Source organism: Rhizorhabdus sp. P4_G6 (genome assembly GCF_056401045.1).
Map to the genome: position 1 here is coordinate 320,931 of NZ_JBFUKC010000002.1, position 26,849 is coordinate 347,779.

Consider the following 26,849-nt stretch of genomic DNA (forward strand, 5'->3'; position numbering starts at 1 on the left):
ATGCTACCGGTTGCAGCGGCTGCGCTGCTCGCCCTGTCGATGTCATCTGGCGTGTACGCTGCAAAACCGTTGGCAAAGGCAGCTCCTGCCGCTCGGAACTGGCTGCTGACGACCAGCCGCACCACCGAAGGCGCGATCGTCGTCGGCAACCCTGCGGCCAAGGTGAAGCTCGTCGAATATCTGTCGCTCACCTGCCCGCACTGCGCCGCATTGGCACGAGACGCGATGTCTCCGCTCAAGCGGGACTATCTCGCTAGGGGGATTGCGAGCCTCGAAGTGCGGCATGCCGTGCGCGACGGCTACGACTTCGTCGCATCTCTGCTGCTGCGCTGTGAACCGCGCGCGCTCTATCTCGATTCGATCGAAGCGCTGTTCGCCACCCAGCAGGACTGGATGACGAAGGGCGCGAGTGCTGCGAGTGCGCCAGACTTCGAAAGCAGGTCGGACGACGAAAAGATGGCGCTTGTCGCCAAGGCGGCCGGCTTCGATGCCTTCTTCATGAAGCGCGGCATGACACCGAAGGTCTATGCCAGCTGCATGGCCGATGCGGCCGGCAAGGACCAGCTCACGAAAATGGCCGGGAACAGCTGGCAACGCGACGCAATTCCCGGAACGCCGCTGATCCTGGTCAATGGGAAACGGCAGGAGAACGTCCACGAATGGGCGGATCTGGAACCCTTGATCAAGGCTGCCTTGCGCTAGAGTATGCTCGTTTGAGGTGGAAGCGCGTTGCGCTTCCGCCGAAAGCGTGAATCATGCTCTGTCAAAGATTTAGACCCTGATTCACGGATCAGGCTGATTGTGCCTGATCCGATCAAGGTCTAGGCAAGCGGCCTTCCTTCCTGTCCCGCTAACCAATTCGCTTATCCTGATTTCAAGGCTGCTGCCTGCTTGTGGTGCCGTCCTCGCGTGCTGGATGGACGGATTGGCGCCTGATGTTCGACAAGCTTATCGATCTGATCCGCAACGAAGCGGGCAACGCCCTGTTCCTGGTCGCATTGTCGTTTCCCGTCCTGATCGGGACCGGCGGGCTTGCTACCGACACGGTCCAGTGGACGGTGTGGAAAAGAGAGATCCAGCGCCAGGCAGACTCGGCCGCGCTTGCCGGTGCATATGCCAAGGCTCAGGGGGGCGACCCGATGGCGAGCGCCACGACCGAGATCAACCGGCACAGCTTCGTGACATTGCTGGGATCGCCCACGATCGAAAGCGCGCCGACGGCCGGCAGCTTTGCCGGAAACGCCAATGCTGTGCGGGTGGTGCTCAAGATGCAGAAGGCGCTGCCCTTCTCGAGCCTGTTCCTGAGTTCGGCACCGGTGCTGACCGCCGATGCAACCGCCGCCGTCATCAGCAACGGCAATTACTGCGTGATCTCGCTGGAGCCGACGAGCGCCACCGGGGTGACGATGCAGGGCAATGCGAGCGTGACGATGGGTTGCGGCATCGCCACCAATTCGATCGCCAGCAATGCCGTGACCGCTGGCGGAAGCAGCAGCATCTTCGCGACGCCGGTTGCGGCGGTCGGAGGGCTGCAGGCGAGCGCGAATTACGCGGCGGGCACCACGCTGCAGCCCTATTCGATAGCCCAGCCGGACCCTTTCGCCGGGTTGCCGACGCCATCGGTAACGACGTGCAGCGGAAAGCTTTCGGTGGCGCCGAACGCAACCCAGCACGTGACCAATGCCGCGGGCGTGTCCTGCTACCGCGGCATGGACCTGAAGGGCACGGTTAGCTTCGATCCCGGCGTGTATCTTATCGATGGCAGCTCGTTCAGCGCGGGATCGCAGACGGTGATCACCGGTACCGGGGTGACCTTCATCCTCACCAGCAGCAACGCGACGTCCAATCCGAGCACGATCGCGACGGTGGACATCAACGGCGGCGCCAGCCTGCAGCTCACCGCGCCGACCAGCGGGACCTACAAGGGGGTGCTGTTCTACCAGGATCGCCGCGCCCAGGATTCGGGGAGCAACACGGTCAACGGCAATGCCGGTTCGAAGCTGCAGGGGGCAATCTACATGGCGTCGCAGGCCGTGAGCTTCTCGGGAGATTCGGGCATGACAACCGAATGCATCCAGATCGTGAGCCGGCGCGTCACCTTCACCGGCAACACCATGATCGCGAATAATTGCCCGAGCGGTTCGGGCGCGTCGTCCTTCACCGGCGCGCGCGTCCAACTGGTGAGCTGAGAATGGGCTTGCGACGGCTTCGGGACCTGCCATCCGACGATCGCGGCATCAGCGTGATCGAGACTGCGATCGTGATTCCGGCCCTGGCGATGCTGATTGCCGGGATGTCGGATCTCGCGATGGGTTTCGCCGCGAAGCTGAGGGTGCAGCAGGCGGCAGCGCGCAGCGTCGAGATGGCGACCGCGGGCGGCTTGAACAGTGCAGCCTTCCAGGCCTTGCAGGCCGAGGCCGCCGATGCGGCGTCGGTGCCCGCGGAGCAGGTCACGCTCGACAAGTGGCTCGAATGTGCGGGCGTAAGGCAGGTCTCGTTCGACGGCAGCTGCTTTACCGGCCAGCAGGTCGGACGCTTCGTGTCGATCTCGATCAGCGCAAGCTATCGGCCCATGTTCCCGATGTTGCAGCTGTCCGCCAGCGGCGACATCCCGGTGGCGGGCTATGCCTCGGTGCGGGTGCAGTGAGCGCGCAGCGCGGCAATGTCGTTGACGATGAGCGCGGCGCGTCCGCGGTCGAGTTCGCGCTTGTGATACCGGTCTTGCTGACCATGATCATCGGCATCATGCAGATCGGGATCATGTTCTACGCGGATGCAGGACTGCAGCAGGCGGTCGAAACCGGCGCGCGCTACGCGACCATTTATCCGAACCCGTCCGACGCCCAGATCCTTGCAAAGGTGGGCAGCAGCAAGTTCGGGCTCGACAACAGCCGGATCACCGGCCCTTCGGTGAGCCATGGAACCGCGAAGGGCGTCAAATTCGTCGAAGTGACCATGGCCTACTCGGTTCCGATGAACTTCATCTTCTTCCAGGCGGATGCGGTCAGCCTGAGTCATACGAGGCGCGCCTACCAACCGTAGCGGCGATTGCGCTCTTGCCCGTTCTGCACCCCGAGCCTGTGCAGCCGAGCTGCTGTGGTTCCGCTCCACGCACTATCAACGCAGTTTAAGCTTGTCGGGCTGTGGTTTGACGACCGGAGCGATCGGCACCGCATCCTCTGGCGGCACCGGTCTTTTCGGGTTTAACCGTTCGGCGACGAACATGACGAGGATCGCGGCGCTGACCGCCACGATCGCGACGATCATCATGCGCCACACCGCTCTCCACATCGCGACCTCTGCGCGTCCACAGGTGGAGGATGCCGAGGGAGCGGGGCCCGCTCCCTCGACGTCGCCATCCGATCAGAACGAAGTGTCGCGATCGGTCCTGCCGCTGCCCGGCAGACCGTCGCGGTCGCGATCGCGGTCGCGGTCCCGGTCAACGCCATGGCTGACCATCCCGCGATCGCCCTCATCGACCTCGACTTCGGTTCGGCGCACGGTATCGTCGATGTCCTCGACCCGTTCCTCGGCGGTCTTGCGGACCACGATCTCCTCGCGGACGACGGCTTCCTTTGCCACCACGGCTTCTTCCGCCGTCTCGGTCATCTCGATATCGCGATCGCGCAGCAGGTCGGCGTCGCCGACATCTCCCGCGCGGGTGGTTTGCTCCGCCGGGCGCCGCTCGACGCTGACATGTTCCTCGCGCAGGGTAACCTGCTCATGGACCGGTTCCTCGACGATATAGGAACGGACGCGCGCACCGCCGCGCTCGATCTCGCGCTTGCCGACGCGAAGCTGCTCCTCGATCACCGGGATGCGCTCCTCGTCGACCACGGAACCCGATCGATCGGAGACGCCGGGCTCGCGCGCCCTGTCGCCCCGCAAGGTGTCGGTCGCGGACATGCCGGTGCTGCCACTGGCGACGCCCCCGGTCCAGCCGCTGCTGCGCCAATCCTGCGTGCGGCGGTCGAGATCCACGCTGCTCGCTTCCTCGAGTATGCGGATCGCTTCGTCGGCTTCGTCTTCGTCGACCTGCGCACTGACCACCACACCGCCGCGCCGAACGCCTTCTTCATAGGTGTAGCGATCCTCGTCGGGCAGGAACATCTCCTTGATCGAGGCCCAAATGCCGCGATCCTCGCGGTTCGAATAGCGATCGGCGCTGAAGCCCTGGCTGTGCTGGTCCATGATCCTGATCCGGTCGGCATCGATTCTCGACTGCCGCAGCCGGTCAGCCGCAGCCTCGGCTTCCTGGCGGTTGTCGAAAAGGGCGGTGACTGTTCGCGACATTATCCTACTCCTTGCTTGGTGGTGATGCGGCCCCGTCCGCGCGGTGCCGCTCGATGATGGCCTGCTGCGACTTGAGGGGGATCGACTTTTCAAAGCGTTCCACCGTCTGGCGTCGTCGAATGTGGATCTCTTCCTTCAGCACGAGCCGCTTTTCCACGACCAGAATTTCCTCGACGACGGGTATGATCAGCGCACCGTCTTCCTCTCGGATATCGGGCACGCTTTCGACTGGCCGGTCTATTGAAACATGTCGGATGTCTACTTCGTCTTGCTGGAGATCTTCGGTAACACGCGCCATTGTTTCAGTGGTGAAAGTCCTCACCCGAACCGTTCCGGTTTCGAAGCGTTCCTTGGAAGTAGAGATATGCTCTTCCACCAGCGGAATGACTTCTACTCGATCGTTATTTGTCATGTTGATATTTTCCAGAAGTGTTCCATGCCGTTCAGGCTGGAACTTTTGATAAACAAATAGATGGAAGACCTGTTCCTGTTGAGGGTCATGGATCTCGATAGTTTTGACAGGAGCATGCAAAAGCGCGGTGAGCTGGGCCGAGGTGCCTGGTCGTCGCGCCCGCTATTCGGACAAGCTTGATTTCGGAGGTGGTTCGCGGCGAATATCCAGCGGGGCAAATCGATCGGGGGATATCATGGCCGAACATCCGCGGGCGCGTCTGGCGAGGCTTTTCGACCTGAGGATCGCCTATGACCCACGGGGGTTGAACCGCGTGCAGTTCCTGGCGCCCGGCATGGAGCCGAAGATCGAAGGACCGTGGCGGATCTATGGTTTCAGGGGCAGTGCGAATGAGCCGCCGGAGACGTCCGGCGTGAAATAGCGCCGCCGGGACGGATGACGGGCTGGGATGCGAGGCCTCGGATGCTATGGCGCAAGCTTCTCTTGCGCCATCCGCCGTCGCGGCTATCACTGTGCACCACAGCCCCCATGCGCTGCTCGGAGACTATGAGAATATGACGAAGACGCTGGCCCTCGCGGCGATCGGTTTGGCGCTGGTGCTGACCGGCTGCGGCAAGAAGGATGCGAACGAAGGCGCTGCCGCCAATGTTGCGACCGCTGCGCCCCAGGCACCCTATACCGGACAGGACTGGACCGAGACGGTCGTCAAGACGCCCGAGGGCGGCTTCCGGATGGGCAATCCCGACGCGCCGGTGAAACTGGTTGAATATGCCTCGATCACCTGCCCGCATTGCCGCGACTTCACCAAGGCCGGTGCCGAGCCGCTTAAGAATGATTATGTCAGAACCGGCAAGGTGAGCTGGGAATATCGTAATTTCGTGCTCAATCCGCTCGACGTCGCGGCAACGCTGGTCGCGCGCTGCCAGGGGGCGGACACCTTCTTCCCGTTCGTCGAGCAGCTCTATGCAACGCAGGCCGATTGGGTCGGCAAGTTCAACTCGATCGACGAGAAGAGGCTCCAGTCGCTCGGCGCGCTGCCGCAGCAGGAGCAGTTCGCCCAGCTGGTGCAGCTGTCGGGGCTCGAAGATTTCTTCAAGGCTCATGGTGTGCCGGGCGATCGCATCCAGGCCTGCCTTTCCGACAAGGGCGCGCTGGCGGAACTGCTCAAGATCCGCGACCACGGCGCCAACGAGGACAAGGTCGACGGCACGCCCAACTTCTTCCTGAATGGCGAACGCCAGGAAGGCGTCTATGACTGGCCCGGCCTCGAAGCCAAGCTGCGCGAACGCGCCCGCTGAGATGAGCTTCAGGGGCGCATCGGCGGGGGCCGACTGAGCCGCCGATGCGCATCCGCAAGCTGCGCCTCTCCGGGTTCAAGAGCTTCGTCGAGCCGGCCGAGCTGATGATCGAGCGCGGCCTGACGGGGATTGTCGGTCCCAATGGCTGCGGCAAATCCAACCTGCTCGAAGCGATCCGCTGGGTGATGGGCGAATCCAGCGCCAAGTCGATGCGCGGCGGCGGCATGGAGGACGTCATCTTCGCGGGCACGACCACCCGGCCAGCCCGCGACTTCGCCGAGGTCACCCTGTTCACCGAACGGCCCGATGCGGAGGGCGATCAGGACCGGGAGGTCGAGGTCACCCGCCGGATCGAGCGGGGCGCCGGTTCCGCCTACCGGATGAACGGCCGCGACGTTCGCCAGAAGGACGTCGGCCTGATGTTCGCCGACGCCGCCACGGGCGCGCACTCGCCGGCGCTGGTCAGCCAAGGTCGTATTGCCGCCGTGATCGCCGCCAAGCCCGCCGAGCGGCGCCAGATGCTCGAAGAGGCAGCGGGAATCGCCGGCCTGCATGTCCGCCGCAAGGATGCCGAGCAGAAGCTGCGGGCAACCGAGACGAACCTCGCACGGCTCGACGACCTTATCGCCGACATGGAAGCGCGCACAGGATCGCTGCGGCGGCAGGCGCGCACCGCCGAACGCTACAAGGCGCTCAGCGAGCAGATCAGGATCGCGGAGGCGCGGCTGATCTTCTCGCGCTGGCGCGACGCGGCCAATGCTGCCGACGCGGCGCAGAAGGAAGCGGCCCTGGCCGACGCCACGGTCAACCAGGCCGCCGATATCCAGCGCGCCCTGGTGGCGCGGCAAGCGGAAATTACCCGCAAGGTTGGCGATGCACGCGCCACTGCACAGAGCTCGCGCGAGCGGTCGACCGGGCTGGCCCATCGCCTGGCGACTTTGAACGCCGACCTGGAAGGCGTCCGGCGCCGCCTCGCCGACATCGGGCAGGCGCGCGATACGCTGAGCCGCGACCGCGCGCGGGAGGATCGGCTGGCGATCGACGCGGCGGCAGCGCTAGCGGCGCTCGGCCAGGAGGAAAAGGAACTCGGCCGCCGGATCGACGAGGCGACGATACGACAGTCGGCGATCGACTCGCAGGTGCGGGACGCGGAGAATGAAGCGCGTGAGGCCGAACTGGCCGTGGCCAAGGCACAGGCGGCCTATGCCGCGGAGCAGGCCGACATGCGGGTCGCGCAAGCCAATGTCACGGCCGCGCGCCAACGGCTGGAGCGGGCGCAGGCCGAGGCTCAGCGGATCGCGCGCGAGCTGGCAGCACTTGGCGACGAGGCGCCGCTGGTCGCGCGCAGGACGGCGGCGATAGCCGCGCGCGAACTGGCCGAGCGCGGCATAGCGGACGCGATGGCGTCGATCGGCGCGGCCGAGGAGGCCCGCACGTCCGCCGCCGCGCGGCGCGAGGAGGCGGAGACCGCGAGCGGCGCGGCGCGCGCGGCACTGGCCGCGCTCGAGTCCGAAGCGCGCTCGCTGGCGAAGACGGCCGGCGCGGCAGGGCAGGGCAATCGCGCGATCGACCGGATCCAGGCGACGCCCGGCTATGAACGGGCGTTGGCGGCAGCCTTGGGCGACGACCTCGATGCCGCCGTCGGCGGTGACGGGCCGCTGCGCTGGTCGGGCGCGGACAAGGCCGACGACCCGCGGCTTCCCGCCGGAGTGGAGAATCTTGCCGATCATGTCGGCGCCCCTGCGGAACTGGCTCGGCGACTGGCCCAGGTCGGCGTTGTCGATGGCGATGACGGCTCGATCCCGCTGGGCGTCGGGCAGCGGCTCGTCACGCGTGATGGTCGGATGCGGCGCTGGGATGGTTTCGTCGCCGCCAATGTCGGTGCGGCCGCGGCGGAACGGCTGGTGCGCGCAAATCGCCTCGCGGAGCTCAACGCAGCTTTGCCGAAGGCACGCTCCGATGTGGATGCGGCCCAGTCTTCGCTGGCCGATGCCAATGGGGCCGTGCAGGCGGCCAAGGCAGCGATCGATGCGGCGCGCGGCGAACTCGGCCGGGCCGAGGTCGCGCAGCGGGGTGCGATCCGCGACGAGGATCAGGCCACCACCGCGATCGAGCGGTTGGCCGGCCAGCGCGGTGCGATGTCCGAGCGGCAGCAGCGCGCCGCCGGCGAAGCGGACGAGGCCGGTGAGGCGGTGCAAGCCCAACTGGCGGTGATGCTGGCCCTGCCCGACGGAGAGGCGACCCGCAGCGAAGTCGAGCGGCTGCGCAAGGCCAGCGAGATGGTGCGCGCGCGGCTGTTCGAGGCGCGGGGGCAAGCGATGACCCTTGCGCAGGCAGCTTCGGCTGACGCGCAGCGCCAGCAAGCGGCACGCGCCGAGGCGAAGAGCTGGCGAAGTCGGGCAGGCGATGCCGCAAGCCGCATTGCCGAGATGGATTCGCGCGCGCGCGCCATCGAAACCGAGACCAAGGCTCTCGAAGGCCGTCCCGAGGAATTGCAGGCGTTGATCGAAACAGTGGGCGCCGATGCGCGCGCGGCCGATCAGGCTGCCGATGCCGCGCGCGAAGCGGAGCGCCTGGCGGAGGCGGAGTTGCGTGCGATCGAGACCGATGTCGCGCAGGCCGGCGAGGCGTTAGCCGCTGCCCGCGAGGCGCGCGCAGGCGCGCAGGCACGGCATGAGAACCAGGAACAGCGCCGCGTCGAGATGAGCCGCCTGTCGGGCGAGCGTTTCGAATGCCCGGCGCCGGTGTTGCCCGAAAAGATCGGCTTCGCGAGCAGCGAAGTCGCCGACGGCGCGGCCGAGTCCGCCCGGCTCGAACGGCTGACCGTCGACCGCGAGCGGCTCGGCCCGGTCAATCTGGTCGCCGAGAGCGAACTGGCCGAGATCGAGAGCCAGCACGGCACCAGCATCGCCGAGCGGGACGAACTCTATCAGGCGATCAACCGGCTGCGCGGCTCGATCGGCAGCCTCAATCGCGAAGGGCGGGCGCGGCTGCTCGCGGCGTTCCAGGCGGTGGACGGGCATTTTCGACGGCTGTTCACGACGCTCTTTGCGGGCGGCGAGGCGCATCTCGCGCTGATCGACAGCGATGATCCGCTGGAGGCGGGGCTCGAGATCATGGCGCAGCCGCCGGGCAAGAACCTCAGCTCGCTCACCCTTTTGTCGGGCGGCGAGCAGGCGCTGACCGCGGTGGCGCTGATCTTCGCGCTGTTTCTCACCAACCCCGCGCCGATCTGCGTGTTGGACGAGGTCGATGCCCCGCTCGACGACGCCAATATCGAGCGCTTCTGCGACCTGCTCGTGGCGATGACCAACGAAACCGACACGCGCTACCTGATCGTCACGCACAATGCCGTCACGATGAGTCGCATGCACCGCCTGTTCGGCGTCACGATGATCGAGCGGGGCGTCAGCCGGCTCGTCTCGGTCGATCTGGGCGCGGCGGAGCAACTCCTCGCCGCGGAGTAACCGCAATCGGGAGTTAATCTGCTCCAATCTACCAACAGGTGCGACACGTCGGAGACCTCACGCCAGATGAATCGAATGCTCAATCGACTGCTCGCGCTGCTCCTCGCGCCTGTCATGCCTGCCATGCCCGCATGGGCCGCCGAGCTGGTCCCCGCCGCGGCCGGGGACCAGCTCGCGCCGGCGCCGGCTGCGAACGCATCGCTGCGCTTTGCGCCTGAGATCGCGGCATTTCAGCGCCACGACAAGGATCTCGGGATCGTCAATGGCGGCACGCTTTTCGTGGGCAGCTCCAGCATCAGGCGCTGGGACGTCGCGGCCGGCTTTCCCGCATTCGCTCCGGTCAACCACGGCTTCGGCGGCTCGGAAACGCCTGATGTGCTATATTATTATCCGCAGATATTGTCGGTCTATCGGCCCGCCGCCGTGGTCGTCTATATCGGGGAGAACGATATCGCGCATGGCGCGGCGCCTGAGCGCGTGATCGCCGACGTGCTGACCCTGCTCACTCGCCTGCGATCCGATCTGCCCCAGGCGCGCATCGTCTTCCTCTCGCTCAAGCCCGGCAACGCCCGGTGGGGACTATGGGCGAAGATGCAACAGGTGAACGCGGCGGTGAAGGCGCAGGCCGAGGCGGCAGGCGATTTCGATTATCTCGATGTCGGCACAGCTTTGCTGGCCGCGGACGGCCGGCCCGACGACCGCTATTTCCTGGAGGATCGGATCCACCTGAATGCGGACGGCTATGCGGTGTGGAACCTGCTCGTCGATGCCTATCTGGAGATGATGCCGCCGGTGCCGACCCAGATTGCGGGCGGCGAGCGGGTGGCGCATTAGCGCCTGCTCAGAGTATCTCGCGCACCCTCTCCGGCGGCCGGCCCAATCTTGCGCCCTTGGCGGTTTCCACCAGCGGGCGTTCTATCAGGATGGGATCGGCAGCCATCGCGTCGAGGATCGCGTCGTCACTGGCGCCCTTCAGCGCCTTGGCGCCGTCCTCGGCCTTGCGGAGGCCTTCCGACGGCGTCATGCCCGCCCTGGCGTAGATCGCGGCGATGGCCTCGCGGCTCGGCGGCTGCTTCAGATAGTCCAGGACCTCGATCTCGACGCCTGGAGCCGCCTGCAGGATAGCGAGCGCCTCGCGCGATTTGGAGCAGCGCGGATTGTGCCAGATCGTCGCCTTCATTCGGCGGGATCCTGCTGTGTCGCCAGCCACTCCTCGAGCCACTTGATTGTGTAATTGCCGCTCTGGAAATCCGGCTCGTCGAGCAAGGCGCGGTGCATCGGGATCGTCGTCTTGACGCCATCGACGACGAACTCCTCGAGCGCGCGGCGCAGCCGACGGATGCAGCCGGCACGATCGCGGCCGTAGACGATCAGCTTGGCGATCATCGAATCATAATAAGGCGGAATGCGATAACCGGCATAAATGCCGCTATCGACGCGAACGTGCATGCCGCCCGGCGCATGGAAGGCCTTCACCGTGCCGGGGCTCGGCGCGAAGCTCTTCCAGTCTTCGGCGTTGATCCGGCATTCGATCGCATGGCCGCGGAACTCCAGGTCCTCCTGCGTCACCGACAGCGGCTTGCCCTCGGCGATGCGGATCTGCTCGCGGACCAGATCGAGGCCGGTGATCGCCTCGGTCACCGGATGCTCGACCTGCAGGCGGGTGTTCATCTCGATGAAGTAGAACTCGCCATTCTCGTAGAGGAACTCGATCGTGCCGGCGCCGCGATAGCCCATGTCCGCCATGGCGCGGGCGACGATCGCGCCCATCTCGTTGCGCTGGGCATGGGTGATGACCGGGGAGGGGGCCTCTTCGAGCACCTTCTGATGGCGGCGCTGGAGCGAACAGTCGCGCTCGCCGACATGGATCGCATTACCCTTGCCGTCGCCGAACACCTGGAACTCGATGTGGCGCGGATCGCCGAGATATTTCTCCATGTAGACGGTCGCATCGCCAAATGCCGACTTCGCCTCGGAACCGGCCTGCGCCATCAGGGTCTCGAGCTGGCTCTCTTCGGTGACGACCTTCATGCCGCGTCCGCCGCCACCCGAAGCCGCCTTGATCAGCACCGGATAGCCGATCTTGGCCGCGATCTCCCGCGCCTCATGGATCGAGGTCAGCGGGCCGGGCGATCCGGGGACCAGCGGCAGGCCGAGCTTGGCGGCGGTGGTCTTGGCTTCGATCTTGTCGCCCATCGTCCGGATATGCTCGGGCTTGGGGCCGATCCAGATCAGGTTATGCGATTCGACGATCTCGGCGAACATCGCGTTCTCGGAGAGGAAGCCGTAGCCGGGATGGACCGCGTCGGCGCCCGAGATCTCTGCGGCGGCGATGATGCTCGGGATGTTAAGATAGCTTTCCGACGCCGGGGCCGGCCCGATGCAGACCGACTGGTCGGCAAGGCGGACGTGCATCGCGTCGGCGTCGGCGGTCGAGTGGACCGCCACCGTCTGAATGCCCATCTCGTGGCAGGCACGGTGGATGCGGAGCGCGATCTCGCCCCGGTTCGCGATCAGGACCTTGCTGATGGCCATCGTCGTTTACTCGACGACGATAAGAGGCTGGTCGTACTCCACGGGCTGGCCGTTCTCGACCAGCACCGCCTTGACCGTGCCGGCGCGCGGCGCGGCAATCGAGTTCATCACCTTCATCGCCTCGACGATGACGAGGGTCTGGCCCGCGCTCACCTTGTCGCCCACAGAGGCGAACTGCTTGGCGCCGGGTTCGGCGGCCAGATAGACCGTGCCGACCATCGGCGACTTCACAGTACCGGGATGATCCGCGGCAGCGGCCTCTGGAGCAGGCGCTGCGGCCGGTGCTGCGACTGGCGCCGCGGCCGGCGCCGCATAGGTCGGTGCTGCGCTCACTGTTATGTTGCGAGCGACCCTGATCCGCCGCTCCCCGTCCTGGATCTCGATCTCGGTCAGGTTGGTGTCGTCCAGGAGCACCGCGAGCTGGCGCACCAGTTCCGGGTCGACCTGCATTGCTTTCCCCTGAGATTGATCGGCCATCAGTTGCTCTTCGGTAGTTGATCCGTGGCGGACGCCATTGTCAGATGCGGGCGGCGGCGTCCAGCGCAAGCATGTAGGATTGCACGCCGAACCCCATGATCGAGCCTTTCGCCGCCTGGCCGACATAGCTGACATGGCGAAATGCCTCGCGGGCATGCGGGTTCGACAGATGCACCTCAATAACCGGAACGGAAACGCCCTTGATCGCGTCGTGCAGTGCGATCGACGTATGGGTATAGGCGCCCGGGTTGATCAGCACCGCCTTCGCGCCGCTGGCATTGGCTTCCTGTATCCAGTCGACCAGATGTCCTTCATGGTTCGACTGGCGCATGTCGATCGACAGGCCGAGTTCGAGCGCGCGATCCTCGAGCATCCCGGCGATGTCGTCGAGCGTATCCGATCCGTAGATTTCAGGCTCGCGCGTACCCAGCATGTTGAGATTGGGCCCGTTGAGGACGAAGATGACCGGGCGATCCGCCACGCGGCAAGCCTTTCCGTTGCGATGGTGCGACGCGCACCCCTATATGGCGCGCAGACGCAAAGCGAAAGCGCATTGGAGGCGACATGAATCCCGACGGCACCATTTCGGTCCGCATCAATGGCGAGCATCGCCGCATCCTCGCCGGCATGACCATCGCCGAACTGGCGAACGAACTGGGGCTTGAACCGGCCAAGGTCGCGGTCGAGCGCAACCTCGAGGTTGTGCCGCGCTCGACGCTGGGGCAAGTGCAGGTCGAGGATGGCGACGATCTCGAGATCGTTCATTTTGTTGGCGGCGGAGATCATGGCGTGACGGTGGACGACGACAGCTGGACGGTGGCGGGCCGGACTTTCCGCTCGCGGCTGATCGTGGGTACCGGCAAGTACAAGGATTTCGCGCAGAACGCCGCCGCGGTAGAGGCGTCGGGCGCCGAGATCGTCACGGTCGCCGTGCGCCGCGTCAACATCGCCGACCCCAAGGCGCCGATGCTGACCGACTTCATCGACCCGAAGAAGATCACCTACCTGCCCAACACGGCCGGCTGCTTCACCGGCGAGGACGCAATCCGCACATTGCGGCTGGCGCGCGAGGCGGGAGGATGGGATCTCGTCAAGCTCGAGGTGCTGGGCGAGGCCAAGACGCTCTATCCGGACATGGTCGAGACGCTGCGTGCAACCGAGATCCTGGCGAAGGAAGGCTTCAAGCCGATGGTCTATTGCGTCGACGATCCGATCGCAGCGAAGCGGCTGGAGGATGCGGGCGCGGTGGCGATCATGCCGCTGGGTGCGCCAATCGGATCCGGGCTCGGCATCCAGAACAAGGTGACGATCCGCCTGATCGTTGAGGGCACCAAGCTGCCGGTGCTGGTGGACGCCGGCGTCGGCACCGCGTCCGAAGCGGCGGCGGCGATGGAACTCGGCTGCGCGGGCGTGCTGATGAACACCGCGATCGCCGAGGCGAAGAATCCGGTGATGATGGCGACGGCGATGAAGCTGGGGGTGGAGTCGGGGCGGCTGGCCTATCGCGCCGGGCGGATGGGTCGGCGCATGTACGCCGACCCGTCGAGCCCGCTGGCGGGGCTGATCTAAGGCAGCTCCCGCCTGCTCCAGGCGCCAGTCTGCACCGTCAGGGTTGATCCAGCTCACCAATAGGCGTCGAACTTCCAATAGTCGTACATCGGCCGTTCGCTCTCGGTCGGCCGGTCGCTCTTGTCCAGTTCCAGGCTGGGCGCGTCTTCCAGCATCTCGCGCGTGACATCGACCACATAGCCGTGGCGCGCGGGGTCGTAGGTGAGCATCTGCCATGGAATCGGGTGGACATGAGAGCCGAGGCCGAAAAATCCGCCGAAGGCAAGCAGGGCGTAGGCGATCTGGCCGGTGGTCTTGTGGATCATCACCGAATGTACGGTGCCCAGCTTCTCGCCCTGCTTGTTGTAGATCGGGGTACCCTCGACCCGGGCGGACGAGATGAGTTGATGAGATCGGTCGGTGAGCTCATCGAGATTGGCTTCGACAAGCATGAAAGCCTCCTTTTCCGAGTCCCCCGTCATCTGGAAAATACTCTCCTGTAGGAGCAATTTCCAGGGATATTAGACTCTTGGCGCTGCAGAAGTGCCTGTCAGGGCGGCGGTGCCACTCGGTCTGTCGCCGCAGCAGGATGGCCGAAGCTGCCAGGCCGGCGAAGGTGAAGACGGCGAGAGGGTCGAAGATCAGGAAATGCGCCGGTTGGAAGAAGAACGGCACATGGCCGCGCCGAACCATCGCCACCGTCACCATGCATCCCAGCATTACCATCGGAGCGATCCAGACAGCGCCGATCCAGCCGAGCCGACGGTGGAGCGTCATGCTGCCGGTCGTCGCGAAGATGTTCTGCAGCAGGTAGAGGGCGACCCAGCCCATGAAGACCACCGCGTGAGCATGGACCAGTAGTGGCGAGGAAAAGCCGGATCGTCCCATCGCCAGCTGAACCGAGAATCCAGCCACGATGACGATCGCCATGGCGATTGCGCCAGGCAGGAAGAAGCGGTCGGCTCGGGCGGGCTCGGTATGCGGAAGATCAGCGAAACTGGCCACGGGATTCCCGCTTGAGATACAGATGAAATTGTACCTCATAGGCGGTGCGCGAGCAACGACGCCGGAACATCGCGAAGCCGTGCGTGGTTGAGCATGGGTGTCCACTATTCCCGATGCCACCCGCGCCGAGGAGGCGAAGGCCTGCTCCGTCTCACCGGGCTCCGTTACGCGACTGACCGACACTCTCGACGTGCTGGCATCGGGTTGTGCCGGGGAGCGTATTTCGCTCGACGACCTCAGCTCGACCCTTGGCGAGAAATGTTTTGCCGGCCTGATCTTCCTGCTGGCCGCGCCGAACATGCTGCCCTTGCCGCCGGGTTGCGATATCGCCTTGTCGGTGCCGCTGGCGATCCTGTCTGCGCAACTCGTCCTCGGCGTCCGCAGACCCTGGCTGCCAGCCTGGATCCGCAGCCGTGAGATAACGACCGAAAGATTCGCCAAGCTGGTCGAGCGGCTCAGCCCAATGACGCGACGAATGGAAATATTGCTGAGCCGCCGGCTCGACGCGCTCACCGGGCTGGCGGGCCGCCGGCTGCTCGGCCTGCTCTGCCTCGCGCTTGCGGTGCTGCTGGGATTGCCGGTTCCGCTCGGCAATGCGGTACCTGCCGCGGCGATCTCCCTGTTCGCGCTCGGGTTGCTGGCTCGCGACGGGATTGCCGTGCTGGCGGGTGTCGTGGCGACGATTGCGAGCGGCGCGATCGTGGGAGGATTGGGTTACGCCGCCGTGGAGGCTTGGGGCTGGTTCGTGGGGAAGGTGCTGGGCTAGGAAGATGATCTATTCGAAAAGGGCGCTGAGACTCTAACCCAGGACCATCGCCTCGACTATTTCATCGTTCTCGTTCCGCCCCTCGACGATAGCGATCAAATGCTCCACCCGGGGCGGCTGGAGGAAGTAAGGACCGCATAGCCGTCGCCAGGCGGTGAACGCATCGGAGTTCCGGAATTCGATCATGTGATCCTCGATAGTCTCCCACTCGACGAACATCCTGTAGCGGCTGGGTTGCTCCATCGATCGATAGAGCCGGAAGGCAAGGCAGCCCTTGGATGCGAGGAACAGGTCCCTGGCGTGAGCTGCGGCGGCCTCGAAAGCGTCTTCATGGCCGGGCTTGATGTCGATTTCCGCCAGTTCCTTGATCATCGTCGCCTCCTGCACCTTTGTGATGATCAAACAGCCTGCCGCGGTCAACGCCTGACTGCGTGTTTGTGGCGCAGTTCCGCTGAAATGTTGACGCGCAGAGCAGAATCTTTGTTGCGATGCGCCACGGCCTGGCTGAAACAGGCGATATTCCATATCGCCCCGTTGACCGTGCTTTTCCGCCGGGGCAGACCAGCGGCGATGATCCGGAGACGTTCATGACCAAGATTTATGCATCTGCCGAAGCTGCGCTGGAAGGATTGTTGTTCGACGGGATGACGATCTGCGCAGGGGGGTTCGGTCTATGCGGCATTCCCGAACGATTGATCGATGCGATCGTCGCGTCGGGCGTGAAGGATCTGACCGTGGCAGGGAACAATGCCGGTATCGATGGCGAAGGTCTGGGCAAGCTGCTGCGCACCCGCCAGATCCGGAAAATGATCGCGTCCTATGTCGGCGAGAACAAGGAGTTCGAGCGGCAATTTCTGGCGGGTGAACTGGAGGTCGAGTTCTGCCCGCAAGGTACGCTGGCCGAACGGATGCGCGCTGGCGGCGCGGGTATTCCCGGCTTCTATACCAAGACAGGGGTGGGCACGCTTGTTGCCGAAGGCAAGGAAATCAAGGAGTTCGACGGCGACACCTATGTGCTCGAACGCGGCATCCGTGCCGATCTGTCGATCATCAAGGGTTGGAAAGCGGATGAAAGCGGCAACCTGATGTTCCGCAAGACCGCGCGCAACTTCAACCAGCCGGCGGCGACCGCGGGCAAGATCTGCGTCGCCGAGGTGGAGGAAATCGTGCCTGTCGGCAGCATCGATCCCGACCATGTCCATCTACCGAGCATCTATGTGAAACGGCTCGTTCTCGGCGCGCCATATGACAAGAAGATCGAGTTCCGCACCGTGYGGCAGAGGGAGACGGCATGATGGCCACGGCAGTAAGGGGCTGGGACCGCAACCAGATGGCAGCGCGTGCCGCGCGCGAGCTTCAGGACGGTTATTACGTCAACCTCGGCATCGGCATCCCGACGCTGGTGGCGAACAATATCCCGGCCGGAATGACGGTGACCTTGCAGTCCGAGAACGGAATGCTCGGCATCGGGCCCTTTCCCTATGAGGAGGAGGTCGACGCCGACCTGATCAATGCCGGCAAGCAGACGATCAGCCAATTGCCCTCGTCGAGCTTCTTCTCCAGCTCCGACAGCTTTGCGATGATCCGCGGCGGCCATATCGACCTGACGGTGCTCGGCGCGATGGAGGTCTCCGAAGGCGGCGACATCGCCAACTGGATGATCCCGGGCAAGATGGTGAAAGGCATGGGCGGCGCGATGGACCTCGTCGCCGGCGTCAAGAGGATCATCGTGGTGATGGAGCATAGCTCCAAGAACGGCGACCCGAAGTTTATTCCGGCCTGTACGCTGCCGCTCACCGGCAAGAATGTGGTCGATATGATCGTAACCGACCTCGCCGTATTCCAGCGGTCCGACCACCAGTCGCCGTTCAGGCTGATCGAGCTGGCGCCTGGCGTGACCGCGGAGGAGGTCGCCTCGAAAACCACTGCCAAATATCTCAGCTGACGGCCTTTCGATGCCGCGTCGGATGGTGCATGTCGTGGGTTGAGCGGCAGTCGGCCGGGCGGGCGTTCGTCTCCCGACCTGCTATGCCTGCTGTCCCTCCTGCCTGCTGGGTCCATCCTCGCGCTCATGTCCGATAAAGATATCAAGGTCGATCAGCCGGCTCCGCCAGAAGACGATGTGCCGGCTGTTGTTCAGATCGAGCGCGGCCTGGTGGTGGCCGGCGCGGTCCTCATCGCGCTCCTGATCGCCTTTCTCGCGGCGGGCGGGATCTATCTGCGCAGGACGCAGGAAAGCGCGAAGCCGCCCCTCGCGCGGCTGTCGATCGATCTCAGCCGCATTGGCATCAGCAAGAACGGACCCACGCGGATCGACTACCGCCGACTCGATCAGCGGATGCGCCAGCTTGCCGCCGAACGCTCGGTGGTGGGTGTCGCGATCGTCACCATCGAAAATGGCGAGATCAGTTTCGCAAAGGGCTATGGCGTCACCACCGACGGAGCCGAGGGCAAGCCTGTCGATGCGCATACCGTATTCCGCTGGGCCTCGGTTTCGAAGGGGGTGGCGGCGACCCTGCTCGCCAAGATGGCGGCAGAGAAGAAATTGTCGCTGAACGATCCGGTGTCGCGCTGGGCGCCATCGCTAAAGCTGCCAAAGAATGCGCAGAATGTCGCGACCATCGACAACCTGCTGTCGCAGAGCCTGGGCATCTGGAAGAACGCCTATGATCGTGATCTGGAGGACGGCAAGGATCCGAAGGAGATCCGCAGCAGGCTGAATCAGATCCCGCTGCTGTGCCCGCCGGGCAAATGCTACAGCTATCAGAATATCGCCTATGATGCTGCGAGCGAAGCAGCCGAGCATGCCGGCCGCAAGAGCTATTCCCAGCTGGTTCAGGAAGAGATATTCGGCCCGCTGGGCATGCAGTCGGCGACCACGACCCGCGAGGGCCTGGAGTCGTCGCCAAGCTGGGCTCGCCCCCACGAGGGCCGGCGCGAACTGAAGGTGGCGGACGCCTATTACCGGACGCCGGCAGCGGGGGGGGTGAACTCCTCGATCATCGACCTGGGCATCTGGATGCGCGCCCAGATGGGCGAGGCGCCGCGCGTGCTGTCGCCGAAGGTCCTGCGCCAGCTGCATTCACCGCGGATTCGCACCTTCTCCATTCACCGCCAGCGCGAACTCGATCAGGTGCTCAAGGATGCGTCCTACGGGCTAGGCTGGAGGATCTGGCATTATGCCGGCCGCGAGGTGATCGGCCACCGCGGCGCGGTCGACGGATATCGTTCGCTGATCCTGTTCGATCCGGTTCTCAAGGCCGGCGTGGGCATGCTGTGGAACTCGAACGCGGTCGAACCGACCGGGATGCAGCTCGAAGTGTTCGACATGCTCTATCACCAGCCCACCAAGGACTGGCTCGAGCTCGAGAAGTAGGGCTCCTGTATCATCGCTTGCCTCCGGCCCTTGATGGCCGGCATTCACCATCGGGGCGCGCGGTGAAAGCAGGCGTGTCGATCAAGGCTTTAAGGACAGGAACCGCCCGTGCCCTTTGACGAGCAGCGCCCAGGGATCCAGGAGAAGGACGGGAAGCTGCTGTACGGCTGCGTGGAGGCGGGGGGTACCAAGTTCCTGTGCGCGGTGGGCAGGCCCGGCCAGCCCTGGCTCGACCGGATCCGGATAGCCACCGGGGCCCCTGACCCAACCATGGATGCCACGATAGCCTTCTTCAAGGCGGCACAGGCGCGCCACGGGCCGATGGCCGCAATCGGCATTGCCAGCTTCGGTCCGCTGCAACTGGATCCCGGCGCACCGGATTGGGGCGCGCTTCAGAGGACACCGAAAAAGGGATGGAGCGGCGTGTCGCCGGCGGCCATCCTTCGAGCGATATTCGCCATTCCAGTCGGACTGGACACCGACGTCAACGCCGCGGCCATGGCCGAAGCCGCCGAGATGGAAAAGGGCGATCACTCCACGCTCGTCTACATCACCGTCGGGACCGGCATCGGAGGGGGCGCCGTCATCAACGGGCTGCCCTTGCATGGTTTTCGCCACCCGGAAATGGGGCACATCATCCCACCCCGTCATCCGCTCGACCAGGATTTTCCCGGCGTCTGTCCCCATCATGGCGCCTGCACGGAAGGCCTGGCCAGTGGTCCGGCAATCCTGGCGCGGTGGGGGCAAAAGCTTTCGGGCCTGGCAGCGGACCACCCGGCACATGGGATTGTCGCCTGGTATCTTGCCCATCTCGCGGTTGCGGTGATCGGCATGCTTTCACCGAAATGGATCGTCCTTGGCGGCGGCGTTATGAACACGCCCGGGCTTCTGCCGCGGGTCAGAGCCCAGGCGGCGCGGTTCAACGCCGGCTATTTCGCAGAGAATGCCGACGTCGCCGAGATCATTCAAGGATCCGCGCTGGGCCAGGAAGCGGGCCTGATCGGGGCGCTGCTACTGGCCCGGCGAGCCGCCGGGCAGGCGCGCTGAACCCTTGTTCAACGCATGCGTACCGCCGGGAGGAACGGCAGAAAGCAACGATGCCTTTCAGTTGGCCAGAATAGTACCCAGATCGTGAATCACAGGCGATCCACATGAACCGCGCTTGGATTCGTACATCATTCGATCAGCAGCACTCAGTATGACGTCGAGCTCGGTAGTATCTGCGGGATCGATGACAACCGCGCCAACGCTGACTCCAATGCCCCACCGTTGTTGCCTGCTGAGCTTTTCGATGCCGCTCCGAAGATCGTGAATCAATCGGACGGCCTCCGCGCGATCGGTTCGTGGCATCAATATCACGAACTCGTCACCCGCCATCCGGCATACTGTGTCGCCATCTCGCAGAAAAAACTGGAGCCAGGCGGCCGTTGCGATCAGGCATCGGTCGCCTTCGGCATGGCCAAGTTGGTCGTTTACCGCCTTGAACCCGTCGAGATCGATATAAGCCAGGACAGTCGGCAGGGCCGATCCGTTGAGAATTTCCCGATTGAAATTGTCAGCAAGCCAAAGCCGGTTGGGCAAGCCGGTAAGAACGTCGTGGTAAGCACGGTGCAGGGCGGATTTCCGATCGGAAATATCTTCGACAACTGCGACAAAAAAGTCCGGCGTCCCGTCTTGTTGCCGAACGAGCGATACCGTGAGATTGACCCAGACAAGAGCCATGTCGGCGCGAATATAGCGCTTCTCCATGGCATAATAGGGGATTTCCCCCGCCACCAGGCGCCGCGAATTTTCGACATCAACATCGAGGTCTGCGGGATGGGTAATCTGCTGGAAGCCTTGGTGAAGCAGGGTTTCTCTATCATGTCCGGCAATCGTGCAAAATCGCTCGTTCACCAGCAGGAAGTCGCCGTTCATCGCGACGTGCGCGATTCCCACCGCAGCCTGGTCGAACGTAGCTTGAAAGCGTTGAGACATCAGATCGCGGGCACGATAAGCCTCGTCGCGCGCCAAACGTGTCAGCCCGGATGAAATGACCCCGGCCAGCAACTGTGCGATGAGAAGATCGGCCTCACCGAGCGCGCCCGGCTGCTTGGAAAAGGCCTTGAAGACGCCCGACACCGCTCCTTGCAGCATGATCGGTGCCAGAATAATTGCCTTGATGCCACCCTCGCGACAGGCGGTCAGATTAACGGACGGATCATTCTCGACATCGGTGCAGAGATGCGCTTGGCGAGAAATCACGCATTGTTCGAAAAGGCTGCCGCTAATTCTCCTCCTGGTGCCCAGATGCCGGGCAGCGATACCACCTGCCGCGCGGCATACGCGCTCATTTGCATCCCGCAGTTCGATGTGAACCCCATCGGCTCCGGGGATAATGCGCAACGTGCCTTCCGCAACACCTCTCATCAGCCGGTCGATGTCCAGACCTGAGCTGAGCACATGTTCTTGAATCGCAAGCATTTCACGGGAAACTTCCTCAACGGTTAGCTTATAACCCAACGCTCCGACCTCCCCCGACATGAAGGCATGATAGGAGAGGGTTCATGAATGAGAAATGCCGCTCGACGCGATTAGTCTCGTTTTCGCTCAAGCCGCCGCGAAATGTAGGAGAAATGCAGTCTGAAAAGACGCCAGCTTCAACTCGCCTCTTCATCGATGCTTCGTGCGCCGGATCCGGGTCACGCCTCTAAACACTGCTCGATCAGGTCGGTCAGCGCGCTCAGTCGATAAGGCTTGGAGAGAAAGCTCGATCCCCGCGGGAGGCGCCGTGCCTTGGGATCGAAGTTTCCAGATCCGACGATAATCTTAACGGCAGGCCATCTCGTTTCGATTAGGAACGCGAGATGGGCTCCGTCCATAGTGCCTGGCATCCTGACGTCGGTGAAAACCAGATCTATGGGATGTTCGTCCAAAACTTTGATTGCCTCGATGGCATTTGCGGCTTCCAATATCGAATAGCCGGCGGATGTCAGACCTTCCGTGACCATGAAGCGGATGGGCTCTTCATCTTCGACCACGAGTATTAGCGCGGGTTTTGCCGGCACTCCTGATGATTCACCCGCCAAAGCTAATTCCCGAACACATCGCTCGATCGTGCGACTTGGCTCTCATAAACCGAAAATGATGGATTGCTAGAGTGGCTCGCCGAATTGGTTAGAGGTCGGGACCGGCAGAATTGTTGTGATTTCCTGCGAGGACTTCCCGAGCAAGCCGAGCAGCGCGCCAGACCGCAAGCATGATTGTCGCCGCGGCACCAGGAGCCTCGATGAGGCCGGCGTCGCTCGCGCCGCTATCGAGAGCCTGGCAGAAGCTTTGCGACAGAATGCGATGCCAAAGATCTTCTCGTTGATGTGCGGGCTTGCCTGTGCCTCCGGCTCATCGCAGGAGGAGTCGCATGGCTGCTGTGATGCTGCAGGGAACCGGCTCCGATGTCGGCAAGTCGGTGCTCGTCGCCGGCATTTGCCGCGCGCTTGCCAATCGCGGCCTGCGGGTGCGTCCATTCAAGCCGCAAAACATGTCAAACAACGCAGCCGTCACCGTCGATGGCGGCGAGATCGGCCGGGCGCAGGCGCTCCAGGCGATCGCCGCGCGGGTCGAACCGCACAGCGACATGAACCCGGTCCTGCTCAAGCCGCAGGCCGACCGGACCTCGCAACTCATCGTCAATGGCAAGGTCAGCGGCACGCTCGGCAGCAGCAATTTCCGCGAGGCGCGCGGCGCGCTGCTCGGCGAGGTGATGGCCAGCTATCGGCGGCTGCAGGCGCAGTGCGATATCGTCGTCGTCGAGGGGGCAGGCTCGCCGGCCGAGATCAACCTGCGCGCGGGCGACATCGCCAATATGGGTTTCGCCCGCGCGGCCGATGTGCCCGTGCTGCTCGTCGGCGACATCGACAGGGGCGGGGTCATCGCCGCCATCGCCGGCACCAGGGCGGTCATGGAGCCCGCCGACGTGGCGATGATCCGCGGCTTCATCATCAACAAATTCCGCGGCGATCCGACGTTGTTCGAGGACGGATATCGCCAGATCGAAGCGATATCCGGCTGGCGGGGCTTCGGCGTGGTGCCCTGGCTGACAGCGACCGCGCGCCTGCCCAGCGAGGATGCCGTCATCCTGGAGAAGCCGATGGCTGGCGGCGAGGGGCGGAAGCTGATCGCCTGTCCGATCCTGCCGCGCATCTCTAACTTCGACGATCTCGATCCGCTCAAGCTCGAGCCGGATGTCGAACTTCGCATGATACCGCCTGGCCGCCCGATACCCGCGGACACAGCGCTGGTCATCTTGGCCGGTTCGAAGGCGACGCTTGCCGACATGACCGCGATGCGCGTCGAGGGTTGGGATATCGACATAATGGCGCACCATCGTCGTGGCGGCATGATTCTCGGCCTGTGCGGTGGCTATCAGATGCTGGGCCGGCGGATCCACGATCCGGATGGCCTTGAAGGGGCGCCCGCGGAGGTCGCTGGGCTTGGCTTGCTCGACGTTGAGACCGTCCTCACGCCGGTCAAGGCGCTCCGGGCGGTCAAGGGCGAGGCACTGGGCGCTCGCTTCGACGGATATGAGATGCATATGGGCGAGACGAGCGGCCCGGGCACCGCCCGGCCGCTTGCCACCTTCGACAACGGCCGCAGCGATGGGGCGATCAGTGCGGATGGCGCCGTGCTGGGCAGCTATGTGCACGGCCTGTTATCCGATCCCCACCAGCGCCGGGCGCTTCTTTCCCACCTCGGGATAGACGGTGGAGGGCGCGATTATCGCGCCTCGGTCGATCGGGCGCTCGACGAGATTGCAGCGAAGCTGGAGGAGCATGTCGACATCGATGGGCTCATCGCTCTTGCAAGCCGGGCGGCATGATGAGTGCGGCGTGGCCCGGGATCGAAATCCCGGGCCAGCCTGTCATGCGGCGTGCGAATTGATCGGGATGCGGCGGAGATTTTCGTTCGCCGCCTCGGATTTCGGAAGGGTGATGGTGAGCACGCCATTTTTGAAGGTCGCACTCGCCTGTTCCCGCTCGATCCCGCGGGGGAGGCCGATCCGCCGCTCGAACCGCCCGTAGCTGCGCTCGGTATAGCCACGGGCCTTGTCTTCGACCTCCGACTTCTTCTCGCCGCGCAAGGTGAGCGCGCCCTCTTCAAGCGTGATGTCGACATCCTTCTCCTCAAGGCCCGGCAGTTCGGCGGTGATGCAGATATCCTTGTCGGTTTCGCCGAATTCGAGGTTTGGCCATGCCATGCTGCGTTCGGCGCCTCCGAGGGAGGGCAGGCCGAACCCGCGGAAGACATCGTCGAACAGCCGGTTCACCTCGCGGTGGAGAGACAGCAGCGGATAATCGCCACGGTCGCGCTCGGCACCAAAGGGTGCGGAGAGCCGGTTCTCCTGCCGGCTCCAGGGGATCAGATCACGAATTGCCATGATGTCGTCTCCTCTAGTGGCTAGAGAATGATGGGGCCCGCCGCCCAGCGGACGGCGGGCCGGTGGTTCGATCAGGCGGCGTGGCGGCCCTCGTCCTTGGGCGCTTCGAGGCGGTCATTGGCGGAAGCATTGCTGCCGCCGATCTCGATCTTGCGAGGTTTCATCGCGTCAGGGACAACCCGCTGAAGGTCGATCCTCAACAGGCCATTGTCGAAGCTGGCCGCGCGAACCTCCACGAAGTCCGCAAGTTCAAATCGCCGCTCGAAGGGGCGCGTGGCGATGCCGCGGTGCAGATACTGGCCGTCAGCCTTGTCCTCGGCTTGCCGGGCTGTGACTGTGAGCTGGTTCTGCTGCGCCACGATCTCGATGTCGTCGGGGCGGAAGCCGGCAACCGCGAGCGTGATGCGGTAGCTGTCCTCACCCTGCCGCTCGATGTCGAACGGCGGATAGCCGTCGGCACCGTCGCTGCGCATGCCGGTTTCGAGCAGATCGAACAGACGATCGAAGCCGACCGTCGAACGCCTGAAGGGCGCAAAGTCGAAAGTGGTTCTCATTTCCAAATCCTCCACATTGAGCAATTTGGGCATGAGAAGCGCCGGAGAGAGCCGACGCTCTCATATGTCCCAACCGGACCCGGTTCGCAGCGTCCGGCGGAGCAAAATTTAGGATGCGATTGGGCTCGTTCAAGAGTTTTTTTCATCTGCATGTCACATCTCCGCCCGCTGCCTCGTCAGGTTCGTGAAACAGCTGGCAAGAGGACTTCGAACATGACTGGCCGTACCAATCCCTATGCAGCGGCGCCTGAATTGCTGAAGGCGTGGTTTAACTTTTCCAATCAGGTCGCCGCGAGCGGCCTCGAGAAACCGCTGCTCGAACTGGTGAAGATCCGGGCGTCGCAGATCAACGGCTGCGCCAACTGCCTCAACATGCACAGCTATGAAGCGCGCCAGGCCGGCGAGACCGAGCAGCGCATCGCGGTTCTCGCCGCATGGCACGACGCTCCGTTCTATAGCGATCGTGAGCGCGCCGCGCTGGCCTGGACCGAGCATTTGACGCTGGTTGCCGACAAGCGCGCGCCGCTTCATGTCTATGAAGCATTGGACAGCCAGTTCAGCAAGGAGGAGCAGGTGCAGCTGACCATGATGATCAACGTCATCAACGGCTGGAACCGGCTGGCGGTGGGCTTCGGCCTGTTTGCGCCTGAGCTGGGCTGGAAATAATGAGCGATGCCGCGGCCTTCGACGCGCTGAGGCCCCGGCTGCTGCGCGTCGCCTATCGGATGCTCGGATCGATGGCAGATGCCGAGGACGTCGTGCAGGACGCCTGGCTGCGCTGGGGCACGGTCGATCGGGACAGGGTACGCGTCCCGGAGGCGTTCCTGCGGCGAATCGTCACCAGATTATGCGTGGACCAGCTCAGGTCGGCGCGGGTGCTGCGCGAGGAATATATCGGCCCTTGGCTGCCGGATCCGGTGATCGAGCCCGAAGCGGTCGAAGATGTCACACTTCCCCTGATGCTGGCACTGGAGCGGCTCTCCCCGCTCGAACGTGCAGCTTTCCTGCTTCACGACGTCTTCGGCGAGAGCTTCGATGACATCGCCGAGAGCATTGGGCGCGATTCCGCGGCCTGCCGGCAGCTTGCCAGCCGCGCCCGTGAGCATGTCCAGGCCGAGAAACCGCGCTTCCCGGTCGAGCGCGCGCACGGGCTGGAGATCGCGCAGGCCTTCTTTGCCGCATCACGCGGGGGTGAGATCGGGCGGTTGAGCGAGATGCTGGCCGAGGATGTCAGTCTCTATTCCGACGGGGGCGGCAAGAGGCCCGCGGCCGCGCGCGTCATGCGTGGCGCGAGCGAAGTGAGGCGAACCTTCGCCGCGATTGCGCGGCTGGCGATGGGACGGACAGGGGAGCTGATCCGCTATGCCTATGTCAACGGCCTTCCCGGCTTCCTCACGCGCGAGGCGGACGGAATGCTTCAGACCACCGCGCTCCTGATCGAGCGCGGCAGCATCAAGGCGATCTATGTCATGCGTAACCCGGACAAGCTCCGCCATCTGGAAAAGCGGCTGAACTAGCGGGCGGGCGTCATGACCCGCGCGCTCGCTGGATGAGCTGCCTCACGGGACTGAATATTCCATGATTGTGATGGGATTGCGCCGCCCTTGCCAGCCGCCGACTGCGGCGGCATCGCGGGCTGCCACCGTTCGAGCCAGAGGTACAAGCAAGTCGTCGATGCCTTAGTTGCAGGCAATGCGCGCTGGAG

31 protein-coding genes are annotated in these 26,849 nt (G+C 64.2%); 17 read left to right on the plus strand and 14 right to left on the minus strand.

The features are described 5' to 3' along the window. From AC1DPF_RS03760 to AC1DPF_RS03775, 4 genes are all read left to right on the plus strand, one after another. On the plus strand, positions 1–702 hold the full coding sequence (locus tag AC1DPF_RS03760) for a thioredoxin domain-containing protein (RefSeq protein ID WP_477959837.1): 702 nt from the start codon (positions 1–3) through the stop codon (positions 700–702). A gap of 233 nt (positions 703–935) precedes the next feature. After that, complete coding sequence (locus AC1DPF_RS03765) at positions 936–2,189, plus strand: pilus assembly protein TadG-related protein (protein ID WP_477959765.1); 1,254 nt, start codon at positions 936–938, stop codon at positions 2,187–2,189. An 8-nt stretch (positions 2,190–2,197) separates the two neighbouring features. After that, positions 2,198–2,647 (plus strand): TadE/TadG family type IV pilus assembly protein, encoded by a 450-nt coding sequence (locus AC1DPF_RS03770; RefSeq protein WP_477959767.1) that lies wholly within the window; start codon positions 2,198–2,200, stop codon positions 2,645–2,647. Then, positions 2,644–3,042, plus strand: coding sequence for a TadE/TadG family type IV pilus assembly protein (locus AC1DPF_RS03775; protein WP_477870141.1), 399 nt, complete (start codon positions 2,644–2,646; stop codon positions 3,040–3,042). Before AC1DPF_RS03770 ends, AC1DPF_RS03775 begins: the two co-directional genes overlap by 4 nt. A 75-nt stretch (positions 3,043–3,117) precedes the next feature. Here the strand turns inward: AC1DPF_RS03775 and AC1DPF_RS03780 are convergent, their stop codons facing one another. From AC1DPF_RS03780 to AC1DPF_RS03790, 3 genes are all read right to left on the minus strand, one after another. Beyond that, positions 3,118–3,270 (minus strand): hypothetical protein, encoded by a 153-nt coding sequence (locus AC1DPF_RS03780; RefSeq protein ID WP_477870143.1) that lies wholly within the window; start codon positions 3,268–3,270, stop codon positions 3,118–3,120. 93 nt (positions 3,271–3,363) lie between these two features. Beyond that, the gene (locus AC1DPF_RS03785) at positions 3,364–4,293 is read right to left on the minus strand and encodes a YsnF/AvaK domain-containing protein (protein ID WP_477959769.1); all 930 of its coding nucleotides are present in this window, start codon (positions 4,291–4,293) and stop codon (positions 3,364–3,366) included. A 4-nt stretch (positions 4,294–4,297) separates the two neighbouring features. Next, on the minus strand, positions 4,298–4,825 hold the full coding sequence (locus AC1DPF_RS03790) for a YsnF/AvaK domain-containing protein (RefSeq protein ID WP_477870147.1): 528 nt from the start codon (positions 4,823–4,825) through the stop codon (positions 4,298–4,300). Positions 4,826–4,940: 115 nt separating this feature from the next. Between AC1DPF_RS03790 and AC1DPF_RS03795 the strand changes: the two genes are divergently transcribed. The 4 genes from AC1DPF_RS03795 to AC1DPF_RS03810 all read left to right on the plus strand — a co-directional run bounded on the left by AC1DPF_RS03795 (position 4,941) and on the right by AC1DPF_RS03810 (position 10,304). Beyond that, positions 4,941–5,126, plus strand: coding sequence for a hypothetical protein (locus tag AC1DPF_RS03795; protein ID WP_477870149.1), 186 nt, complete (start codon positions 4,941–4,943; stop codon positions 5,124–5,126). A 133-nt stretch (positions 5,127–5,259) separates the two neighbouring features. Next, entirely contained in the window at positions 5,260–6,003 is a 744-nt protein-coding gene (locus tag AC1DPF_RS03800) for a thioredoxin domain-containing protein (protein WP_477870151.1), read from the plus strand. Positions 6,004–6,047: 44 nt separating this feature from the next. Then, positions 6,048–9,470: a chromosome segregation SMC family protein gene (locus AC1DPF_RS03805; protein WP_477870153.1), complete on the plus strand. Its 3,423-nt coding sequence runs from the start codon at positions 6,048–6,050 to the stop codon at positions 9,468–9,470. Positions 9,471–9,536: 66 nt separating this feature from the next. After that, the gene (locus tag AC1DPF_RS03810; protein ID WP_477959771.1) at positions 9,537–10,304 is read left to right on the plus strand and encodes a GDSL-type esterase/lipase family protein; all 768 of its coding nucleotides are present in this window, start codon (positions 9,537–9,539) and stop codon (positions 10,302–10,304) included. Between the two features lie 7 nt (positions 10,305–10,311). Here AC1DPF_RS03810 and AC1DPF_RS03815 read toward each other — a convergent pair whose 3' ends face one another. Genes AC1DPF_RS03815 through aroQ form a run of 4 tightly spaced genes read right to left on the minus strand, consistent with a single transcriptional unit; the run spans position 10,312 to position 12,963 of the window. Next, the gene (locus tag AC1DPF_RS03815; protein ID WP_477870157.1) at positions 10,312–10,650 is read right to left on the minus strand and encodes an arsenate reductase family protein; all 339 of its coding nucleotides are present in this window, start codon (positions 10,648–10,650) and stop codon (positions 10,312–10,314) included. After that, complete coding sequence (accC, locus tag AC1DPF_RS03820; RefSeq protein WP_477870159.1) at positions 10,647–12,005, minus strand: acetyl-CoA carboxylase biotin carboxylase subunit; 1,359 nt, start codon at positions 12,003–12,005, stop codon at positions 10,647–10,649. Before accC ends, AC1DPF_RS03815 begins: the two co-directional genes overlap by 4 nt. A 6-nt stretch (positions 12,006–12,011) precedes the next feature. Continuing rightward, the gene (accB, locus tag AC1DPF_RS03825; RefSeq protein ID WP_477870161.1) at positions 12,012–12,482 is read right to left on the minus strand and encodes an acetyl-CoA carboxylase biotin carboxyl carrier protein; all 471 of its coding nucleotides are present in this window, start codon (positions 12,480–12,482) and stop codon (positions 12,012–12,014) included. A gap of 40 nt (positions 12,483–12,522) precedes the next feature. Next, positions 12,523–12,963, minus strand: coding sequence for a type II 3-dehydroquinate dehydratase (gene aroQ, locus AC1DPF_RS03830; protein WP_477870163.1), 441 nt, complete (start codon positions 12,961–12,963; stop codon positions 12,523–12,525). 83 nt (positions 12,964–13,046) lie between these two features. Between aroQ and thiS the strand changes: the two genes are divergently transcribed. Beyond that, positions 13,047–14,051 (plus strand): sulfur carrier protein ThiS, encoded by a 1,005-nt coding sequence (thiS, locus tag AC1DPF_RS03835; protein WP_477870165.1) that lies wholly within the window; start codon positions 13,047–13,049, stop codon positions 14,049–14,051. A 53-nt stretch (positions 14,052–14,104) separates the two neighbouring features. On the opposite strand, the gene AC1DPF_RS03840 is transcribed toward thiS, so the two are convergent. Both AC1DPF_RS03840 and AC1DPF_RS03845 read right to left on the minus strand, forming a co-directional pair. Then, the gene (locus tag AC1DPF_RS03840; RefSeq protein WP_477870167.1) at positions 14,105–14,482 is read right to left on the minus strand and encodes a PRC-barrel domain-containing protein; all 378 of its coding nucleotides are present in this window, start codon (positions 14,480–14,482) and stop codon (positions 14,105–14,107) included. Then, on the minus strand, positions 14,457–15,035 hold the full coding sequence (locus AC1DPF_RS03845; protein WP_477959773.1) for a hypothetical protein: 579 nt from the start codon (positions 15,033–15,035) through the stop codon (positions 14,457–14,459). Before AC1DPF_RS03845 ends, AC1DPF_RS03840 begins: the two co-directional genes overlap by 26 nt. A 97-nt stretch (positions 15,036–15,132) precedes the next feature. Here AC1DPF_RS03845 and AC1DPF_RS03850 point away from each other — a divergent pair, with 97 nt between their 5' ends. Continuing rightward, on the plus strand, positions 15,133–15,801 hold the full coding sequence (locus tag AC1DPF_RS03850; protein WP_477959775.1) for an exopolysaccharide biosynthesis protein: 669 nt from the start codon (positions 15,133–15,135) through the stop codon (positions 15,799–15,801). 33 nt (positions 15,802–15,834) lie between these two features. Here AC1DPF_RS03850 and AC1DPF_RS03855 read toward each other — a convergent pair whose 3' ends face one another. Then, positions 15,835–16,326: an antibiotic biosynthesis monooxygenase family protein gene (locus AC1DPF_RS03855; RefSeq protein WP_477959777.1), complete on the minus strand. Its 492-nt coding sequence runs from the start codon at positions 16,324–16,326 to the stop codon at positions 15,835–15,837. A 62-nt stretch (positions 16,327–16,388) separates the two neighbouring features. Here AC1DPF_RS03855 and AC1DPF_RS03860 point away from each other — a divergent pair, with 62 nt between their 5' ends. From AC1DPF_RS03860 to AC1DPF_RS03875, 4 genes are all read left to right on the plus strand, one after another. Further along, a complete protein-coding gene (locus AC1DPF_RS03860; RefSeq protein WP_477959779.1) occupies positions 16,389–17,096 on the plus strand; it encodes a CoA transferase subunit A in 708 nt (235 codons plus the stop codon). Further along, positions 17,096–17,746, plus strand: a complete 651-nt coding sequence (locus tag AC1DPF_RS03865; RefSeq protein WP_477959839.1) for a 3-oxoacid CoA-transferase subunit B — start codon at positions 17,096–17,098, stop codon at positions 17,744–17,746. Before AC1DPF_RS03860 ends, AC1DPF_RS03865 begins: the two co-directional genes overlap by 1 nt. Before the next feature lie 126 nt (positions 17,747–17,872). Then, complete coding sequence (locus AC1DPF_RS03870; protein ID WP_477870177.1) at positions 17,873–19,177, plus strand: serine hydrolase domain-containing protein; 1,305 nt, start codon at positions 17,873–17,875, stop codon at positions 19,175–19,177. Positions 19,178–19,285: 108 nt separating this feature from the next. Further along, positions 19,286–20,224: an ROK family protein gene (locus AC1DPF_RS03875; RefSeq protein WP_477870179.1), complete on the plus strand. Its 939-nt coding sequence runs from the start codon at positions 19,286–19,288 to the stop codon at positions 20,222–20,224. 57 nt (positions 20,225–20,281) lie between these two features. On the opposite strand, the gene AC1DPF_RS03880 is transcribed toward AC1DPF_RS03875, so the two are convergent. After that, positions 20,282–21,679: a sensor domain-containing diguanylate cyclase gene (locus AC1DPF_RS03880; RefSeq protein WP_477959781.1), complete on the minus strand. Its 1,398-nt coding sequence runs from the start codon at positions 21,677–21,679 to the stop codon at positions 20,282–20,284. Positions 21,680–21,858: 179 nt separating this feature from the next. Then, positions 21,859–22,245, minus strand: a complete 387-nt coding sequence (locus AC1DPF_RS03885) for a response regulator (protein ID WP_477870183.1) — start codon at positions 22,243–22,245, stop codon at positions 21,859–21,861. Positions 22,246–22,574: 329 nt separating this feature from the next. Here AC1DPF_RS03885 and AC1DPF_RS03890 point away from each other — a divergent pair, with 329 nt between their 5' ends. Continuing rightward, complete coding sequence (locus tag AC1DPF_RS03890; protein ID WP_477959783.1) at positions 22,575–24,032, plus strand: cobyric acid synthase; 1,458 nt, start codon at positions 22,575–22,577, stop codon at positions 24,030–24,032. A 42-nt stretch (positions 24,033–24,074) separates the two neighbouring features. On the opposite strand, the gene AC1DPF_RS03895 is transcribed toward AC1DPF_RS03890, so the two are convergent. Together AC1DPF_RS03895 and AC1DPF_RS03900 are read right to left on the minus strand one after the other, a co-directional pair. Further along, positions 24,075–24,590: an Hsp20/alpha crystallin family protein gene (locus AC1DPF_RS03895; protein WP_477959785.1), complete on the minus strand. Its 516-nt coding sequence runs from the start codon at positions 24,588–24,590 to the stop codon at positions 24,075–24,077. A 71-nt stretch (positions 24,591–24,661) separates the two neighbouring features. After that, entirely contained in the window at positions 24,662–25,144 is a 483-nt protein-coding gene (locus tag AC1DPF_RS03900; RefSeq protein ID WP_477870189.1) for an Hsp20 family protein, read from the minus strand. A 213-nt stretch (positions 25,145–25,357) separates the two neighbouring features. Between AC1DPF_RS03900 and AC1DPF_RS03905 the strand changes: the two genes are divergently transcribed. Beyond that, positions 25,358–25,810, plus strand: a complete 453-nt coding sequence (locus AC1DPF_RS03905; protein ID WP_477959787.1) for a carboxymuconolactone decarboxylase family protein — start codon at positions 25,358–25,360, stop codon at positions 25,808–25,810. Further along, complete coding sequence (locus tag AC1DPF_RS03910) at positions 25,810–26,661, plus strand: sigma-70 family RNA polymerase sigma factor (protein ID WP_477959789.1); 852 nt, start codon at positions 25,810–25,812, stop codon at positions 26,659–26,661. Before AC1DPF_RS03905 ends, AC1DPF_RS03910 begins: the two co-directional genes overlap by 1 nt. The last annotated feature ends 188 nt before the right edge of the window (positions 26,662–26,849 follow it).

Excerpts from the sequence above, each read along its gene's own strand:
- AC1DPF_RS03905 (WP_477959787.1), top strand. The coding sequence starts at position 25,358 with ATGACTGGCCGTACCAATCCCTATGCAGCGGCGCCTGAATTGCTGAAG.
- AC1DPF_RS03815 (WP_477870157.1), bottom strand. The coding sequence starts at position 10,650 with ATGAAGGCGACGATCTGGCACAATCCGCGCTGCTCCAAATCGCGCGAG.
- AC1DPF_RS03865 (WP_477959839.1), top strand. The coding sequence starts at position 17,096 with ATGGCCACGGCAGTAAGGGGCTGGGACCGCAACCAGATGGCAGCGCGT.
- AC1DPF_RS03785 (WP_477959769.1), bottom strand. The coding sequence starts at position 4,293 with ATGTCGCGAACAGTCACCGCCCTTTTCGACAACCGCCAGGAAGCCGAG.
- AC1DPF_RS03805 (WP_477870153.1), top strand. The coding sequence starts at position 6,048 with ATGCGCATCCGCAAGCTGCGCCTCTCCGGGTTCAAGAGCTTCGTCGAG.
- AC1DPF_RS03910 (WP_477959789.1), top strand. The coding sequence starts at position 25,810 with ATGAGCGATGCCGCGGCCTTCGACGCGCTGAGGCCCCGGCTGCTGCGC.
- AC1DPF_RS03800 (WP_477870151.1), top strand. The coding sequence starts at position 5,260 with ATGACGAAGACGCTGGCCCTCGCGGCGATCGGTTTGGCGCTGGTGCTG.
- AC1DPF_RS03780 (WP_477870143.1), bottom strand. The coding sequence starts at position 3,270 with ATGATGATCGTCGCGATCGTGGCGGTCAGCGCCGCGATCCTCGTCATG.
- accC (WP_477870159.1), bottom strand. The coding sequence starts at position 12,005 with ATGGCCATCAGCAAGGTCCTGATCGCGAACCGGGGCGAGATCGCGCTC.
- AC1DPF_RS03810 (WP_477959771.1), top strand. The coding sequence starts at position 9,537 with ATGAATCGAATGCTCAATCGACTGCTCGCGCTGCTCCTCGCGCCTGTC.
- AC1DPF_RS03890 (WP_477959783.1), top strand. The coding sequence starts at position 22,575 with ATGGCTGCTGTGATGCTGCAGGGAACCGGCTCCGATGTCGGCAAGTCG.
- AC1DPF_RS03760 (WP_477959837.1), top strand. The coding sequence starts at position 1 with ATGCTACCGGTTGCAGCGGCTGCGCTGCTCGCCCTGTCGATGTCATCT.
- AC1DPF_RS03855 (WP_477959777.1), bottom strand. The coding sequence starts at position 16,326 with ATGGAATATCGCCTGTTTCAGCCAGGCCGTGGCGCATCGCAACAAAGA.
- AC1DPF_RS03900 (WP_477870189.1), bottom strand. The coding sequence starts at position 25,144 with ATGAGAACCACTTTCGACTTTGCGCCCTTCAGGCGTTCGACGGTCGGC.
- AC1DPF_RS03870 (WP_477870177.1), top strand. The coding sequence starts at position 17,873 with ATGTCCGATAAAGATATCAAGGTCGATCAGCCGGCTCCGCCAGAAGAC.
- accB (WP_477870161.1), bottom strand. The coding sequence starts at position 12,482 with ATGGCCGATCAATCTCAGGGGAAAGCAATGCAGGTCGACCCGGAACTG.
- AC1DPF_RS03795 (WP_477870149.1), top strand. The coding sequence starts at position 4,941 with ATGGCCGAACATCCGCGGGCGCGTCTGGCGAGGCTTTTCGACCTGAGG.
- AC1DPF_RS03840 (WP_477870167.1), bottom strand. The coding sequence starts at position 14,482 with ATGCTTGTCGAAGCCAATCTCGATGAGCTCACCGACCGATCTCATCAA.
- thiS (WP_477870165.1), top strand. The coding sequence starts at position 13,047 with ATGAATCCCGACGGCACCATTTCGGTCCGCATCAATGGCGAGCATCGC.
- AC1DPF_RS03765 (WP_477959765.1), top strand. The coding sequence starts at position 936 with ATGTTCGACAAGCTTATCGATCTGATCCGCAACGAAGCGGGCAACGCC.
- AC1DPF_RS03895 (WP_477959785.1), bottom strand. The coding sequence starts at position 24,590 with ATGGCAATTCGTGATCTGATCCCCTGGAGCCGGCAGGAGAACCGGCTC.